The sequence below is a fragment of the Paraburkholderia diazotrophica genome (assembly GCF_900108945.1).
GTDB lineage: Bacteria > Pseudomonadota > Gammaproteobacteria > Burkholderiales > Burkholderiaceae > Paraburkholderia > Paraburkholderia diazotrophica.
Genome location: NZ_FNYE01000002.1, coordinates 55,644 through 71,719 on the forward strand (window position 1 = coordinate 55,644; position 16,076 = coordinate 71,719).

Annotated in this window: 15 protein-coding genes; 5 read left to right on the top strand and 10 right to left on the bottom strand. The window is 63.2% G+C overall.

What is annotated here, in order from left to right; all coding sequences use genetic code 11:
- Positions 1 to 208: 208 nt before the first annotated feature.
- The 3 genes from mreD to BMW76_RS02990 all read right to left on the bottom strand — a co-directional run bounded on the left by mreD (position 209) and on the right by BMW76_RS02990 (position 2,978).
- A complete protein-coding gene (mreD, locus tag BMW76_RS02980) occupies positions 209 to 721 on the bottom strand; it encodes a rod shape-determining protein MreD (RefSeq protein ID WP_090862689.1) in 513 nt (170 codons plus the stop codon).
- The gene (gene mreC / locus BMW76_RS02985) at positions 718 to 1,815 is read right to left on the bottom strand and encodes a rod shape-determining protein MreC (protein WP_090862691.1); all 1,098 of its coding nucleotides are present in this window, start codon (positions 1,813 to 1,815) and stop codon (positions 718 to 720) included. Before mreC ends, mreD begins: the two co-directional genes overlap by 4 nt.
- A gap of 119 nt (positions 1,816 to 1,934) precedes the next feature.
- A complete protein-coding gene (locus tag BMW76_RS02990; protein ID WP_004189550.1) occupies positions 1,935 to 2,978 on the bottom strand; it encodes a rod shape-determining protein in 1,044 nt (347 codons plus the stop codon).
- Between the two features lie 378 nt (positions 2,979 to 3,356).
- On the opposite strand from BMW76_RS02990, the gene gatC reads away from it, so the two are divergent.
- From gatC to BMW76_RS03015, 5 genes are all read left to right on the top strand, one after another.
- The gene (gene gatC / locus BMW76_RS02995) at positions 3,357 to 3,656 is read left to right on the top strand and encodes an Asp-tRNA(Asn)/Glu-tRNA(Gln) amidotransferase subunit GatC (protein WP_090862694.1); all 300 of its coding nucleotides are present in this window, start codon (positions 3,357 to 3,359) and stop codon (positions 3,654 to 3,656) included.
- A gap of 156 nt (positions 3,657 to 3,812) precedes the next feature.
- Entirely contained in the window at positions 3,813 to 5,315 is a 1,503-nt protein-coding gene (gene gatA / locus BMW76_RS03000) for an Asp-tRNA(Asn)/Glu-tRNA(Gln) amidotransferase subunit GatA (protein WP_090862696.1), read from the top strand.
- 3 nt (positions 5,316 to 5,318) lie between these two features.
- Positions 5,319 to 6,806 carry an Asp-tRNA(Asn)/Glu-tRNA(Gln) amidotransferase subunit GatB gene (gene gatB, locus BMW76_RS03005; protein ID WP_090862699.1) on the top strand — a complete coding sequence of 496 codons (1,488 nt, stop codon included), beginning with the start codon at positions 5,319 to 5,321 and terminating at the stop codon, positions 6,804 to 6,806.
- Between the two features lie 153 nt (positions 6,807 to 6,959).
- A complete protein-coding gene (locus BMW76_RS03010; RefSeq protein ID WP_090862702.1) occupies positions 6,960 to 7,796 on the top strand; it encodes a polyphosphate kinase 2 family protein in 837 nt (278 codons plus the stop codon).
- 43 nt (positions 7,797 to 7,839) lie between these two features.
- Entirely contained in the window at positions 7,840 to 8,619 is a 780-nt protein-coding gene (locus BMW76_RS03015; RefSeq protein ID WP_090862705.1) for an exodeoxyribonuclease III, read from the top strand.
- Positions 8,620 to 8,630: 11 nt separating this feature from the next.
- Here the strand turns inward: BMW76_RS03015 and BMW76_RS03020 are convergent, their stop codons facing one another.
- The 7 genes from BMW76_RS03020 to argB all read right to left on the bottom strand — a co-directional run bounded on the left by BMW76_RS03020 (position 8,631) and on the right by argB (position 15,863).
- Positions 8,631 to 9,854: a M48 family metallopeptidase gene (locus BMW76_RS03020; protein ID WP_090862708.1), complete on the bottom strand. Its 1,224-nt coding sequence runs from the start codon at positions 9,852 to 9,854 to the stop codon at positions 8,631 to 8,633.
- Positions 9,854 to 11,248 (bottom strand): AmpG family muropeptide MFS transporter, encoded by a 1,395-nt coding sequence (locus tag BMW76_RS03025; RefSeq protein ID WP_090862711.1) that lies wholly within the window; start codon positions 11,246 to 11,248, stop codon positions 9,854 to 9,856. Before BMW76_RS03025 ends, BMW76_RS03020 begins: the two co-directional genes overlap by 1 nt.
- Before the next feature lie 13 nt (positions 11,249 to 11,261).
- Entirely contained in the window at positions 11,262 to 11,870 is a 609-nt protein-coding gene (gene metW, locus BMW76_RS03030; protein ID WP_090862714.1) for a methionine biosynthesis protein MetW, read from the bottom strand.
- Positions 11,867 to 13,012, bottom strand: a complete 1,146-nt coding sequence (gene metX, locus BMW76_RS03035; RefSeq protein WP_090862717.1) for a homoserine O-succinyltransferase MetX — start codon at positions 13,010 to 13,012, stop codon at positions 11,867 to 11,869. Before metX ends, metW begins: the two co-directional genes overlap by 4 nt.
- A 287-nt stretch (positions 13,013 to 13,299) precedes the next feature.
- Positions 13,300 to 13,971: a nucleoid occlusion factor SlmA gene (slmA, locus tag BMW76_RS03040; RefSeq protein ID WP_090862720.1), complete on the bottom strand. Its 672-nt coding sequence runs from the start codon at positions 13,969 to 13,971 to the stop codon at positions 13,300 to 13,302.
- Positions 13,938 to 14,741: a pyrimidine 5'-nucleotidase gene (locus BMW76_RS03045; RefSeq protein WP_090862723.1), complete on the bottom strand. Its 804-nt coding sequence runs from the start codon at positions 14,739 to 14,741 to the stop codon at positions 13,938 to 13,940. Before BMW76_RS03045 ends, slmA begins: the two co-directional genes overlap by 34 nt.
- 222 nt (positions 14,742 to 14,963) lie before the next feature.
- Complete coding sequence (gene argB, locus BMW76_RS03050; RefSeq protein WP_090862726.1) at positions 14,964 to 15,863, bottom strand: acetylglutamate kinase; 900 nt, start codon at positions 15,861 to 15,863, stop codon at positions 14,964 to 14,966.
- Between the last annotated feature and the right edge of the window lie 213 nt (positions 15,864 to 16,076).

Genomic DNA, 16,076 nt, shown 5'->3' on the forward strand with positions numbered 1-16,076 from the left:
GGTTGGGCAGGGACTGCCGGTTATGCGGTTTGATTCAGTTCGACGGTCACGCGCCGGGTCATGTGCCGGGTCATGTGCCGGGTCATGTGCCCATACGCAGCCGGCTTTGGCGCCGCTTCATCTCGCCGCGACGCGCGTTGGGCTGCCCGACGATCGTGAAGGCGGCAACATGGATGCGCGTTCATGTGCGAGCGGGCGGCGCGGGCGGTCAGATGGGCCGCGTGTCGTCCGGATCGGCGGGACGGCGCTGCGGCATCAACAGGAGAATGCTCGCGATGGGCCAGAGCGCGGCCTCGACGAAACCGTCGATCAGATAACCCCAGCCCGGAAACGATGCGCCCGTCAGCAGGCGGATCACGAAGGGCACCAGTTGAGCGACGACGAGCAACGGCATCACGGCGAAAACCTGTACGCCGATCGGCATCCACAGCACGCGGCGATGGATCGTGATCGCGCCATACGACAGCAGCGTGTACGCGAGTGCGTGTTCGCCGAGCAGGCTTGCGTTGTGGACATCCATCAACAGGCCGAGCATGAACGCGATGCCCATGCCGACCTTGCGCGGCTGATGCACGTTCCAGAACAGCAGCACGAGCGCGACGAAATCGGGAATGCCGATCAGGCGTCCCCACGGCATCATGTTCAGCAGGAACGCGGCGGCCAGACTGAACGCGATGAAGTAGGGATTGACGGGCTGCAGGATGTACTGCGGGCGATTCATTGCTGGGCCCCTTGCGCGGCTTGTGGTTTCGCGCTCTTTTCAGCGGCCGGCTTCTTCTCGGTCGCGGCCTTGCCGGCGGGCTTGACCGATGACGCGGGCTTTACAGCCGCCGCTGCCGCCGCTGCGGGCGTCGATGCAGCCTGCGCCGGCTTCGCGTCTTTCTCGCCCGGCTTGCCTTTCTCCGGCGCTTTCGCGTTCTTCTTTTTCGCTTCCTTCGCGACGGCGGCCGGATCGGGTTCGTCGGCGGGACGCGGCGGCACGTTGCTTTCGTAGTGCAGGACAAGCAGATCGCGAGCACCGCGCACGGGGGCGATCGGCTGGCAAACCACGCGCGCGAAAGCCGTATCCGCCTGCTTGTCGACGCGCACGATCTTCGCGACGGGCAGCCCCGGCGGATACACGCCGTCCAGACCGCTCGTCACGAGTTCATCGCCCGCGAGCACGTCGGCGCTGATCGGTACGAAACGCAGATCGAGCGCGTCGCCCTTGGGTGTGCCATAGATCACGCTGCGCAAGCCGGTGCGGACGATCTGCACGGGCACGGCCTGATCCTTGTCGGTGAGCAGCGTGACTTCCGATTGCATCGGGAACACGCGCGTCACCTGGCCGATCACGCCGTCTTCGTTGACGACGGGCGAGCCGCCCTTGATGCCCTGCTGCGAGCCACGGCCGATCACGACCTTCTGCGTGAATGGATCGCGCGTGTCGTACTGGATTTCGGCGGGAATCGATTGCGTCGTCATCTTCTGCGACAGCTGCAACAGATTGCGCAGATGCGTATTTTCAGCGCCGAGCTGCGCGGCCTCGTTGGCCTGTTGCGACAACTGCAGATTGCGCGTGCGCAGCTTCGCGTTTTCACTGCGCAGCGTCGCGCTCGTCACGGCGAGATCGGCGGCGCCCATGAAGATGTCGCGTGGCACGAGCGCCGCGCGCTGCAACGGATACAAGCCCGCGCCGAGCACGCCGCGGACGATCTCGAGCGTATTGAAGCGCGCGTCGGAAATGAGCAGGGCGAGCGCTACCAGCACGAAGAAAATCAGTCGTGCGAGCGCCGAGGGGCCTTGTTTGAACAGGGGCGGCGGACTGTATTCCATGGTCGCCGGGAGCGTGAGCGAGTGGGTGAGACTTCAGCGCGCCAGGTTGCGCGCACAACGCACAAAGGCTGGCGGAGCCAGCCTTTCAGTGCGTGTTACTGACATGGGGACTGACAAGCTTACTCGTACGAGAAGATGCTGCCGAGCTTGTCCATGCGTTCGAGCGCCATGCCCGAGCCGCGCACGACGCACGTCAGCGGATCTTCGGCGACCAGCACGGGCAGGCCGGTTTCTTCTGCCAGCAAGCGGTCGAGGTCGCGCAGCAGCGCGCCGCCGCCCGTCAGCATCATGCCGCGTTCGGCGATGTCGGCGCCCAGTTCCGGCGGCGTCTGTTCGAGTGCGATCTTCACCGACGACACGATCTGGTTCAGCGGATCGGTCAATGCTTCGAGAATCTCGTTGCTCGAAATGGTGAAGCTGCGCGGAATGCCTTCCGACAGGTTGCGGCCCTTCACTTCCATTTCCTTGACTTCCGAACCCGGGAACGCAGAGCCGATTTCCTTCTTGATGGCTTCGGCCGTCTGTTCGCCGATCAGCATGCCGTAGTTGCGGCGGATGTAGTTGACGATCGCCTCGTCGAACTTGTCGCCGCCGACGCGCACCGAGCCCTTGTATACGATGCCGCCCAGCGAGATCACGCCGACTTCCGTCGTGCCGCCGCCGATATCGACGACCATCGAGCCCGTCGCTTCCGACACGGGCAGACCCGCACCGATTGCAGCCGCCATCGGCTCTTCGATCAGGTAGACCTGCGATGCGCCCGCGCCATGTGCCGCTTCCTTGATCGCGCGGCGTTCGACCTGCGTCGAGCCGCAGGGCACGCAGATGATGATGCGCGGCGACGGCGAGAACATGCGCGATTCGTGCGCGGTCTTGATGAACTGCTTGATCATCTGTTCCGTCACGGTGAAGTCGGCGATCACGCCGTCCTTCATCGGGCGGATCGCCTCGATGTTGCCCGGCACCTTGCCGAGCATCTGCTTTGCTTCCTTGCCGACTGCCTGAATGGTCTTCTTGCCATTCGGGCCGCCTTCCTGGCGAATCGAAACGACGGACGGCTCGTCGAGAACGATACCCTTGCCACGCATGTAGATGAGCGTGTTGGCCGTGCCGAGGTCAATGGCCAGATCGTTGGAGAAATAGCTGCGCAAAAAACCAAACATTCAAAATCCTGTCTCGCTGGGGGCCGGGCCTCGCATCGTATGCATAGGGCGGCAGCGGAATAAAGTTAGCAGCCTCACGTTCAGCCGTTGCGGCTATGGAAGCATGAAACTGCGAGGAAAACGCACCGGAGGCTATAGCAAGGCGGCAGCTCTGTCGTTCAGCGATCTCTGAAAATGCCAGAAAGGCCTTGGTAAGTCGGTCCGGGTTTGGGTCGAACGCGTAATGATACCTTATAATTTTGCTTGATTTAAAGGAAACGAACGGCACTTTTTGCCGTCGCCGGCCCCAATTTCGAGGGCCTGCTCCAATGACCTAACCTGCTGTCGCAGCATCGTTTTTCATCGTTGCGGCAGACCGCCACTTTTCCGGTGATCCGCATGGCCTTGACCCTGACCGATGTGAAACGCATCGCCCATCTCGCACGGCTCGAATTGCCCGATGCCGACGCCCAGCACACGCTCACGCAGCTCAACGATTTCTTTGGTCTTGTCGAGCAGATGCAGGCGGTCGACACGACGGGCATCGCGCCGCTCGCTCATCCCATCGAGCAGATCGAAGACGTGGCGCTGCGTCTGCGCGACGACGCCGTCACCGAAAGCGTGAATCGCGATGAATACCAGCGTCCGGCTCCCGCTGTGCAGGACGGCCTGTATCTGGTGCCGAAGGTCATCGAGTAAGCGCCCGGACAGGCGTGATTAAGCACAGGGTTCTGTGTCACGCGTGCGACGTTGCGCGCGCAACACGTCCCGCATTTTTCGGCCCGGCCTGCCGGCGGGCGGCCGGATGCCAACACGGCGGCGTATCGCGCCGTCGCGCTTTCCAGGAAAAACGCAATGCATGAGAAAAGCTTGACCGAACTGCGTGCCGCGCTCGACGCGAAGCAATGCTCCGCAGTCGAACTGGCGCAGACATATCTGAAGCGGATCGCGGACCATGGCGCGCTGAACGCATTCGTACACGTCGACGAGCGGCAGACGCTCGCGCAGGCGCAAGCCGCCGACGCCCAGCTCGCCGCGGGCAACGCCGGCCTGCTGACGGGCCTGCCCATCGCGCACAAGGACGTGTTCGTCACGCGCAACTGGCGTTCGACGGCCGGCTCGAAGATGCTCGAAAATTACGTGAGCCCGTTCGATGCAACCGTCGTCGAGCGACTCGCGCGCGCGGGCATGGTGTGCGTCGGCAAAACCAATATGGACGAGTTCGCGATGGGCTCGTCGAACGAGAACTCGCACTTCGGCCCGGTGCAGAACCCGTGGGACCGCAAGGCCGTGCCGGGCGGCTCGTCGGGTGGCTCGGCGGCGGCCGTCGCCGCGCGCCTCGCGCCTGCCGCGACGGGCACGGATACGGGCGGCTCGATCCGTCAGCCCGCTTCGTTTTCCGGCATCACGGGCATCAAGCCCACTTATGGACGCGTGTCGCGTTACGGGATGATCGCGTTTGCTTCGTCGCTCGATCAGGGCGGTCCGATGGCGCAGACGGCCACCGACTGCGCGCTGTTGCTCAACGCAATGGCGGGCTTCGACGAGCGCGATTCGACGAGCCTCACGCACGATCACGAAGACTACACGCGCTACCTCGGCCAGACGTGGTCGGGCGCGGCCAATTCGGGCGATGCGGCCGGCAAGCCGCTCGCGGGCTTGCGCATCGGCTTGCCGAAGGAGTACTTCGGCGCAGGCCTCGCCGATGATGTGCGCGCGTCCATCGACGCGGCATTGAAGCAATACGAAGCGCTCGGCGCGACGCTCGTCGAAGTGTCGCTGCCGAAGACGGAGCTGTCGATTCCCGTCTATTACGTGATTGCGCCGGCGGAAGCGTCGTCGAACCTGTCGCGTTTCGATGGCGTGCGTTACGGCCATCGCGCGGCCGAGTATCGCGATCTGCTCGACATGTACAAGAAGTCGCGTGCCGAAGGCTTCGGTCCCGAAGTGAAGCGCCGCATTCTGGTCGGCACGTATGTGCTGTCGCACGGCTATTACGACGCGTACTACCTGCAGGCTCAGAAAATCCGCCGCATCATCGCGCAAGACTTCCAGGAAGCGTTCAAGACGTGCGACGTGATCATGGGGCCCGTCGCGCCGTCGGTCGCATGGGATATCGGCGCGAAGGGCGACGATCCCGTGCAGATGTATCTCGCGGATATCTACACGCTGTCGGTGAGCCTCGCTGGCCTGCCCGGCATGAGCGTGCCGTGCGGCTTCGGCGCGGGCGCGAATGCGCAGCGTCCCGTCGGCTTGCAGATCATCGGCAACTATTTCAACGAAGCACGCATGCTCCAGGTGGCGGACGCGTTCCAGCGCGTCACCGACTGGCATCGCAAGGCGCCGGCGGGAGTTTGAGTTATGACAACGCAATGGGAAGTCGTTATCGGTCTCGAGACGCACACGCAACTGTCGACGGTCTCGAAGATTTTCTCGGGCGCAGCCACGCAGTTCGGCGCCGAGCCCAACACGCAGGCCTGCGCCGTCGATCTGGCATTGCCGGGCGTGCTGCCCGTGATGAACAAGGGCGCCGTCGAGCGCGCGATCCAGTTCGGTCTCGCGATCGACGCGACGATCGCGCCGCGCAGCATCTTCGCGCGCAAGAACTACTTCTACCCTGATCTGCCGAAGGGCTATCAGATCAGCCAGTACGAGATTCCCGTCGTGCAGGGCGGCCAGATCACGATCCAGGTGCCCGCGAACGAAAAGGCGGGCGTCCCGGCTTACGAAAAGACCATCAGCCTGACGCGCGCTCACCTCGAAGAGGACGCGGGCAAGTCGCTGCACGAAGACTTCGCGGGCATGACGGGCATCGACCTGAATCGCGCCGGCACGCCGCTGCTCGAAATCGTCACCGAGCCGGAAATGCGCAGCGCCGCTGAAGCCGTTGCATATGCGAAGGCGTTGCATGGTCTCGTCGTGTGGCTCGGCATCTGCGACGGCAACATGCAGGAAGGCTCGTTCCGCTGCGATGCGAACGTGTCGGTGCGTCCGTTCGGCCAGAAGGAATTCGGCACGCGCGCCGAGATCAAGAATCTGAACTCGTTCCGCTTCCTCGAAGAAGCGATCCAGTACGAAGTGCGCCGTCAGATCGAGCTGATCGAAGACGGCGGCAAGGTGGTGCAGGAAACGCGCCTGTACGATCCGGACAAGCGCGAAACGCGTTCGATGCGCAGCAAGGAAGATGCGCACGACTACCGCTATTTCCCCGATCCCGATTTGATGCCGCTCGTGATCGACGCATCGTGGGTCGAGCGCATGAAGGGCGAATTGCCGGAACTGCCCGCGGCGATGCAGAAGCGCTTTGTCGAGCAGTACGGCCTCACCTCGTACGATGCCGCGGTTGTCACGTCGAGCAAGGCGATGGCCGCGTACTACGAAGCCGTGGTGGCGAAAGCCGGCGCGGACAAAGACAAAGCCCAGGCGAAGGTCGCGGCGAACTGGCTGATGGGCGAAGTGTCGTCGCAGCTGAACCGCGAAGACCTCGACATCGCCGAGAGCCCCGTTTCGGCCGCGCAACTCGCGCTGGTGCTGCAACGTATCGCCGATGGCACGATCTCGAACAAGATCGCAAAAGAAATCTTCCTCTCAATCTGGGAAGAGAAGGCCACCGACGAAGCCGCCGCCGACCGCATCATCGAAGCGAAGGGGCTCAAGCAGATTTCGGATACGGGCGCACTCGAAGCGATCATCGACGAGGTGCTCGCCGCGAACCAGAAGTCGGTTGAAGAATTCCGCGCGGGCAAGGAGAAAGCATTCAACGCGCTGATCGGTCAGGCGATGAAAGCGACCAAGGGCAAGGCGAATCCGCAGCAGGTCAACGAGTTGCTGAGGAAGAAACTGAGCTGAGTAGGGGATCGGTAGCGGGATCGGCTCTGCGCGCAGCGTGTCGCGCTCGGGGCCATGACGGGCTGTTGTCGCATCGAAAGTGGCGCAACGGCCCGTTTGCTTTTTCATTCGGCGTGACGTGTCGCCGCGAAGGAGAAACAGGAGAAGATGGCAATGGCAAAGAAGAACGGTCTCGACGGATATCGCGTGCCCTTTTTCGACGACAGCAACAAGTCGAAATTTTCTCTCGCCAGCATCGATCCGTCGTCGAAGCCGTTTTCAACGGGATCGAAGGAGACCGACCGCGAGCGTCTCGCCGAAATCGGCACGCTGCTCGACGCGCAGCAGGAGCGTCTGCATGCGCAGCGCGTTCAGCGCGTGTTGCTCGTGCTGCAAGGGATGGACACGAGCGGCAAGGATGGCACGATACGCGCTGTGTTTCATGAAGTCGATCCGCTCGGCTTGCGCATCGTGCCGTTCAAGGCGCCGACGCCGATCGAGCTCGCGCACGACTTTCTGTGGCGCGTGCATGCGCAGGCTCCTGCAGCCGGCGAACTGACGATCTTCAATCGCAGTCACTACGAAGACGTGCTCGTGCCGTATGTTCTCGGTTCGCTGGACAAGGACGAACGCATTCGCCGCTACCGGCACATCCGCGATTTCGAGCGGATGCTTGCGGAAAATGGCACGACGATCGTCAAGTGCATGCTGCACATATCGAAGGACGAGCAGCGCGAGCGTTTGCAGGCGCGCATCGACGATCCGACGAAGCACTGGAAATTCGACGTCTCCGATCTCGACGCACGCAAGCTGTGGGACAAGTATCAGGTCGCGTACGAGGACGCGCTGGCGGCGACATCGACGGAATACGCGCCGTGGTACGTGATACCCGCCGACTCGAAGACGCATCGCAACTTGATGGTCGGTGAGCTGTTGCTGCGCACGTTCGAGTCGCTGAAGCTCGAATTCCCGCCTGCCAAAGAATCGCTGAAAGGCGTGATCGTCGAATGAACGTCACGTCGCCGAATAAACGAAAACATAACGAAGGAAAAACATGTTGCGTGTGATTACCGCCAATCTGAACGGCATCCGTTCCGCGGCCAAGAAAGGTTTTTTCGAATGGTTCGGCGAGCAGAAGGCCGATGTCGTGTGCGTGCAGGAAATCAAATGCTCGCAGGACGACATGACGCCGGAATTCCTCGCGCCGCACGGCTTTACCGGCTATTTCCAGCATGCGGTGAAGAAGGGCTATAGCGGCGCGGGCGTCTATACGCGTCACGAGCCGGATGACGTCGTGATCGGCTTCGGCAGCGAAGAATTCGATCCCGAAGGGCGCTATGTGGAGGCGCGGTTCGGCAATCTGTCGGTGATCTCGGTGTATGTGCCGTCGGGGTCGAGCGGCGACGAGCGCCAGCAGGCCAAGTACCGTTTCATGGATGTGTTCATGCCGCATCTCGCCGAGCTGTCGCAGGAGCGCGAAGTGATCCTGTGCGGCGACGTGAACATCGTGCACAAGGAAATCGACATCAAGAACTGGAAAGGCAACCAGAAGAACTCGGGCTGTCTGCCGGAAGAGCGTGCGTGGCTCACGAAGCTCTTCGACGACGTCGGTTACGTCGACGTGTTCCGCACGCTCGACCCGCGGCCCGAGCAGTACACGTGGTGGAGCAATCGCGGCCAGGCGTATGCGAAGAACGTCGGGTGGCGTATCGACTATCAGATCGCGACGCCGGGTATTGCGGCCACCGCGAAAAAGACCTCGATTTTCCGCGACATCAAGTTCAGCGACCACGCGCCGCTGACTATCGACTACAACCACAAGCTCGCGAAATAACCGCTCGCGCGTCAGTCGCTCGCGGTCGTTCGGCGCGGGCGGCCGATGCCGGCGTAGTCGGGCAGCGCATCGACCGTCTTGCCGATCGCCTTCGCGTACAGCGGCAGCATGTCGGGCAGGCGCTTCATGATGTCCGCGCGGCGCACCGGGTTGTACGGATGCACGTAGATGAAGCCCTGATCGCGGTTATTGCGCGTCGCGACGGCGAGCTTGTCCCATAGCGTGATCGCCGCGCGCGGATCGAAGCCGGCTCGCGACGCAATCTCGCTGCCGATCACATCCGCTTCCGTTTCGTCGGCGCGTTCGTACTTCATTTCGAGCAGCTGCGTGCCGATGCCGAGCGGCGCCTCACCGAGATCGGCGAGACCGAAGAGCGGCGGCATCGTCCCCGAACCCAGTTGTGCTGCCTGCTGTTCGCCGAGACGCTCGCGCGCATGTTCACGCAGCGCATGGGCGATCTCGTGACCGAGCAGCATGCCGAGCTCGTTGTCGTTCAGGCGCACCTTGTCGAGCATGCCCCCATAGATGACGATCTTGCCGCCCGGCAGGCAATACGCGCGAATGTCCGACGAGCGCAGCACCGCGATGCCCCACTTCCAGTTCTTCGCGCGATCGCTCCACTTCAGCGAATACGGGATCAGCCTGTCGACGATCGACTGCACGCGCGTCACGCGCGCATCCGATGGCGGATAAAGCCGGTTCATGTGCTCGGCGCCGCGCGCGATCTGATCGAATTCCTCAGCGGATTGGGCTTCCAGCATCGGCGATGGAATCAGATTGCGAAACACCGCGTAGTTTCCGTAGCGCAACTGCTGATTCGGCTGGAACGCGGTCGGTGCCGACGTAGCGGAAGCGGGCGCGGGATTGCGTGCCGTGACGGGCGCGGGCGGCGGCGCGGAGGCCGCATTCGATGGCGCCGATGCGCCCGACGCGGCGGATGCCGCTGATTCGGCCTTGGTCGCGGACGGCGCTGACGGTGCAGACGGCGCCGAAGGAGCAGCGGGCGCGGCGGGTGCAGAGGGTGCTGCGGGTGCATTCGCGGCGGGCGGCGCGCTGACATTCGACGCCGTGTCGGCGGCGCGTGCCTGCCACGACGTAGCGCCCAGCGCCATGCACGCAGCGCTGACGGCCAGATGCAACGCATGCGCGCGCACGAGCACGCGATATGCAGAAGCCTGAGCGGAACGGGCGCGCAGGGCCGATCGATTGGCTGCGCGCCGTGACGCGAACAACATCACGACTGCTTTCTCCAAGGGGCGATCCGGAACAACAGTAGCATGCCGGGCAAAGCGAGCGCCGTGCAGACGATGAAGTATTCGAACCAGCCGATTCGCGCGACGAGAAAGCCGCTCGCCGCCGATGCCAGCGTGCGCGGCACGGAAGCCAGCGACGTGAAGAGCGCGAATTGGGTCGCCGTATAGCGTGGGTCGGTGGTACTCGCGATGTATGCGGTGAACGCAGCAAGTGTCAGGCCCGTCGCGAACGTTTCGAAGCCGTACACGAGGGCGAGCGCAACCGACATCGGATCGAGCTGCACCGTCCAGCCGATGCCGAGCAGCGACAACAGCTTTGTCGTGGCCACGCTCAGCGCGACGGCGATGTCGTACACGACTGTCAGCCCGGGCGACGTCGGCCCGACGTGTGCGAGCCACGCGAAGCCGAGCGTCGATACCATCTGCAGGATGCCGAAGATCCACAGCCCGCGGCCGATGCCGATGCGCATCAGCGCAATGCCGCCGATGATGCCGCCCGCGAGGCTCGCGCCGAACGCCGTCGTCTTCGCGATCACGCCGATCTGCGTGCGCGAGAAGCCGATGTCGAGAAAGAACGATGTGGACAGCGTGGTCGCCATCGTATCGCCGAGCTTGTACAGGAAGATGAAGCCGAGCACGAACAGCGCGCCGCGCCAGCCGTCGCGCAGAATGAATTCGTGGAACGGTTCGATGATCGCGTCGCGCAGATTCTTCGGCGGCGCGCCGTGCACTTCGGGTTCGCGCACGACGAGTGTCATGACCATGCCGGGCAGCATGAACGCAGCCGTCACGATGAACACAGTCGCCCACGGCAGATGATCGGAGAGAATCAGCGCGAGCGAACCGGGCACGAGCGCCGCGACCTTGTACGCGTTCACGTGCACCGCGTTGCCGAGGCCCTGCTCGGTATCGTGCAACAGTTCGCGCCGATAGGCGTCGATTGAAATGTCCTGGCTCGCGCCGAAGAACGCGACGAGTGCCGTCAGCGCCGCGACCGTCCAGATCGAATCGCGCGGCGACACGATGCCGAGCGACGCGATCGCAGCGGCGACGAGAATCTGCGTGACGAGCATCCAGCCTCGCCGACGCCCCGGTTGCCAGCCTGGCAGACGCGGCACGTAGCGGTCCATTAGCGGCGCCCAGATGAATTTCCACGTATAGGGAAACTGGATCAGCGCGAACAGACCGATTTCCTTCAGGTTGACGCCTTCGGAACGCAGCCAGGCCTGGACGAGATAGACGAGCGTGAAGAGCGGCAACCCCGACGTGAAGCCGAGGAAGACGCAGATCAGCATGCGCGCATTGAGAAACGCGCGCCAGCCGGGATGTTCTTCGTGAGCGGTAAGTGCGGGCGCCTCGTGTGGCGGGTTCGACATGAGTTGAGTGGCGTTAGCTTTTCTTGACGCGATAGACCGCAAGACTACCACGCCAGTTCACGCCCCAACGCACCTGCTGGCCGCCGTGCAGCACCACGCGATCGAGAATCTCGATACCGACTTCCGGCGCGAGCGCTTCGAAGTCCCTGATCGTCAGCACGCGCACGTTCGGCGTGTTGTGCCACTGATAAGGCAGCGACTTCGACACGGGCATGCGTCCCTTCAAAACCGACAGACGGTGCGCCCAATACCCGAAATTCGGGAACGACACGATGCATTCCTTGCCGACGCGCACGGTCTCGCGCAGGATCGCGGCCGTCTGATGAATGGTCTGCAGCGTTTGCGAAAGGATCGCGAAATCGAAGCTGCCGTCTTCGAAGAGGCGCAAGCCGTCCTCCAGATTTTGCTGGATCACGTTGATGCCGTTCTTCGTCGACGCGAGCACGCCGGCATCGTTGATCTCGATGCCGTAGCCGCTGACTTCGAGTTCTTCGGTGAGCAGCGACAGCAGCGAGCCGTCGCCGCAACCCAGATCGAGCACCGTCGCGCGGGGTTCGACCCAGCGGGCGATCGCGCGGAAATCGGGGCGCGTCGCGAGATAATCGAAAGCGCGCTCGTTCATGCGTTCACCTCTGCTGCAATGCGTTCGTAGTAGGCGCGCATCAGGTTGTGATAGCGCGCGTCGTCGAGAAGGAAGGCATCGTGGCCGTGCGGCGCGTCGATCTCGCCGTACGTCACCTGACGCTTGTGATCGAGCAGCGCCTTCACCAGTTCGCGCGAGCGCGCGGGCGCGAAACGCCAGTCGGTCGCGAAGCTCGCGATCAGATACTTCGCCTTCGTGTGCGCGAGCGCAGCCGTGAGATCGCCGTCGTAGGCTTTGGCGGGGTCGAAGTAGTCGAGCGCGCGCGTGATCAGCAAGTACGTATTCGCGTCGAAGTAATCGGCGAACTTTTCGCCCTGATAGCGCAGATACGATTCCACTTCGAACTCGACGTCGAAGTTGAAGTTGTACGCGTCCTCCGCGCCTTCAGCGCGGCGTAGGGCGCGGCCGAACTTAGCCGCCATGTCGTCGTCAGACAGATACGTGATGTGGCCGATCATCCGCGCGACGCGCAGCCCGCGCTTCGGCTTCACGCCGTGCGCGTAATAGTCGCCGCCGTGAAAGTCCGGGTCGGACAGGATCGACGAGCGCGCCACCTCGTTGAACGCGATGTTCTGCGCGGAGAGCTTCGGCGTCGACGCGATCACGATGCAATGCGCGAGCCTGTCCGGATACATCATGCTCCACGCGAGCGCCTGCATGCCGCCGAGGCTGCCGCCCATCACCGCGGCGAATTTCTCGATGCCGAACGCGTCGGCCACGAGCGCCTGCGCGTTCACCCAGTCTTCGACGGTCACGACGGGAAAGCTCGCGCCATACGGACGGCCCGTCGACGGATCGATGCTCATCGGGCCCGTCGAGCCGAAACACGAGCCGAGATTGTTCACGCCGATCACGAAGAAGCGGTTCGTATCGAGCGGCTTGCCGGGACCGACCATGTTGTCCCACCAGCCGACGTTCTTCGGATCATCCGCGTAGACGCCCGCGACGTGATGCGAAGCGTTGAGCGCGTGGCACACGAGCACGGCATTGCTGCGCGCCGCGTTGAGCGTGCCATACGTTTCGACCACGAGGTCGTAGTTCGCAAGTGAGCTGCCGCTTTGCAGGCGCAGCGGCTCGGAGAAATGCATTGTTTGTGGAGCGACGATCCCGATCGATTCCATTCATTCCGCCTTCTGACATGGGGCGGCTAAACGGTGTCGGCAATTGCGCGAAGGAAGAATGTGCGCGGCTGACGACCTCTTTAGCCGCATTTATAGTGAACCGCGAAGAACGATAGATCGCATCCGCTGGTTCGCGCGCCCGCAATCGAGTCAGCAAATCGGCGCGCTGTACTGCTTTATTGGACCGTCAGAAACGGTCAAGCGCAGAGTATAGCGGAAAATGCGCGGACAACGGGGCGCGCGAGCCACGGCGGGTTCGACGGCCGGGCCTCATTGAACTGAGCTACTCACTGAAGGATTAACCGCAACTGCGCGTCGGCGTGTTCGATGGGCGCGCGCGTGAAGCCGCTGCGTACATAGCGATGCCAACGCCCCACGATGTAGCTGAGCAGCAGGCTCGCGCGCACAACGGGATCGTAGTCGGCGGGCAGCGGGATCGGGTTCAGGTTCGGCTCGTTCCGGTTCGACGCATCCATCAGCCCGAGCCGCAGACATTGCTTGAGAGACGCCTCGACGCGTTCGAGCAGCTGGTTGACCCGTTCGGTGAGTCTCTGATGCTCGCCGACGAGTGCCTCGCACGTCAGCACGCGCGTCATGCCCGGATTCTTCGCGGAAAAATTGAGCAGCGTGAGCGCAATCGCGCGTGCCTGCAACACGCCGTTCGACTCCTTCGCGACGATCTGGTTGATGAGCCCGAAAAGCGTCTGCTCGATGAACTCGATCAGCCCTTCGAACATCTGCGCCTTGCTCGCGAAATGACGATACAGCGCGGCTTCCGATACGCCGATGCGCGCCGCGAGTGCCGCTGTCGTGATCTTTTCGGTCTTCGGGGCCTCCAGCATCGCGGCGAGCGTCTGGAGGATGTGCACGCGCCGCTCGCCGGGCTTCATGCGCGTGGCGCGCGTGGTGGTCGACTGCTCTTCGGTTACGTCCTCGTCATGCTTGCGAATAGGCTGCATGTATGTCGTCCCTGTTGTAGCCCCGCCTCTCGCCCCGCGCGGGTGCCCAGTCTCAATGATTTTAGCGAACGAATCCGGCGGTCGACATAGTGCGGGCGGCCCGTTCCCGGCAGGCGCGCGAGGCTGCCGTCCGCGCGCCTCGGACGCGGCAGATGGCCGACGATCCATACCGTGCGGATGCCGAGCCGCCGATAGCTCTTCAAATGGCTGCGCGTGTCCTCGACGAGAATCGCATCGGCGAGACGCACGTGCGCGTCGCGCATCGCACGGCGCAGCATCGCGTGATCGGGCTTCGCGCGCCACATGCGCTGGTCGCGCATGTGCTCGATCGCGATCACGCGCTCGAACAGCCGCTCGATGCCCAGCTCTTTCAGCACGTCGAGCGCGTACGTTTCGGGCGCGTTGGTCAACACGATCTTGCGGCCGGGCAGCGCATCGACGAGACGTTTCAGGCCGCGCTCGCTGCGCAGCATCGAGCGCAGATCGGGGAACGTATGGACGACTTTCAGGAAATCATGCGGATCGACGGGATGATGACGCGTAAGCCCGAGCAGCGCCGCGCCGTAGCGCTGCGTGTAGCCGGTGCGCAGACGGTTCGCTTCGTCACGCTCGACTTGCAGCGCGTCGATGATGTACTGCGTCATCGCGGTGTTGATCGCCGGAAAGATCGCGTGCGACGCGTGATGCAGCGTGTTGTCGAGATCGAACAGCCAGACGGGATTGCCGGCGTGAATCTGCGGCCGACGACGCTTCGGACGGGAAGTGCGCATGATGTGACGCGTGATGTGTCGCGCGCAGGTGACGACGCTGCGATGCGAAGCAGGCGGCGCGCGATGCGTGCGGGGAGGAAGCGTGAGACAGCGCAGCGTGCTGCGCGAAAAGACGGAAGGCCAGTATGCCTTCTGCGAAGCACGGCGGCCAGCGTGCCGTGCTTCGCGTGATGTTTTTGTGTACCAGAGATGCCGTATAAAAACGCGCGGCGGCCCGACCGTTCAGTGCGAGCGGATCATCGTGCCGAACGGCTGTTCCGTCAGGATTTCGAGCAGCACCGAGTGCTCGATGCGGCCGTCGATGATGTGCACCGAACGCACGCCGCTCTTCGCGGCGTCGAGTGCCGACGAGATCTTCGGCAGCATGCCGCCCGAGATCGTGCCGTCCGCGAACAGCGCGTCGATTTCGCGCGCCGACAGATCGGTCAACAGCGTGCCTTCCTTGTCCATCACGCCGGGGATGTTCGTCATCATCACGAGCTTCTCGGCATTCAGCACGACGGCGAGCTTGCCCGCGACGAGGTCCGCGTTGATGTTGTACGACAGGCCGTCTTCACCGAAGCCGATGGGCGAAATGACGGGGATGAACGCGTCGTCCTGCAGCGCTTTCACCACAGCCGGGTTGATCTGCTCGACTTCGCCGACCTGTCCGATGTCGATGTACTGGCCCGGGTTGTCGCGGTCCGGCATCATCAGCTTGCGCGCGTGGATCAGGCCGCCGTCCTTGCCCGTCAGACCGACCGCATGGCCGCCGAAGTGATTGATCAGCGTGACGATGTCCTGCTGCACTTCGCCGCCCAGCACCCATTCGACGACTTCCATCGTCTCTTCGTCGGTGACGCGCATGCCCTGGATGAACGTGCCCTGCTTGCCGATCTTCTTCAACGCCTGATCGATTTGCGGACCGCCGCCGTGCACGATCACCGGATTGATGCCGACCAGTTTCAACAGGATCACGTCGCGCGCGAAGCCCTGCTTCAGGCGCTCTTCCGTCATCGCGTTGCCGCCGTATTTGATGACGACGGTCTTGCCGTGGTACTGGCGAATATAGGGCAGAGCCTCGGCGAGAATTTCAGCCTTCAGCGTGGGTGCGATCTGGGACAGGTCGGGAATCTCGGACATGGCGGCGGCTCGGACAGGAAACGGTTAAAACAAGGCCGAATTGTACACAACTGGCGCGGTGCAACAGGGATTTCGACGCGTGCTGCCACGGCGATAATGGCCGCTTTTCCGCAGTGCGCAAACGGGCTCCTTGGGGCCGGGTGGCGACCGCTTTCTGACGGGCGCCGAACAGCGTTTTGGGCCGCAATCCAGGCGGGAAGTTCTCACGCGGAT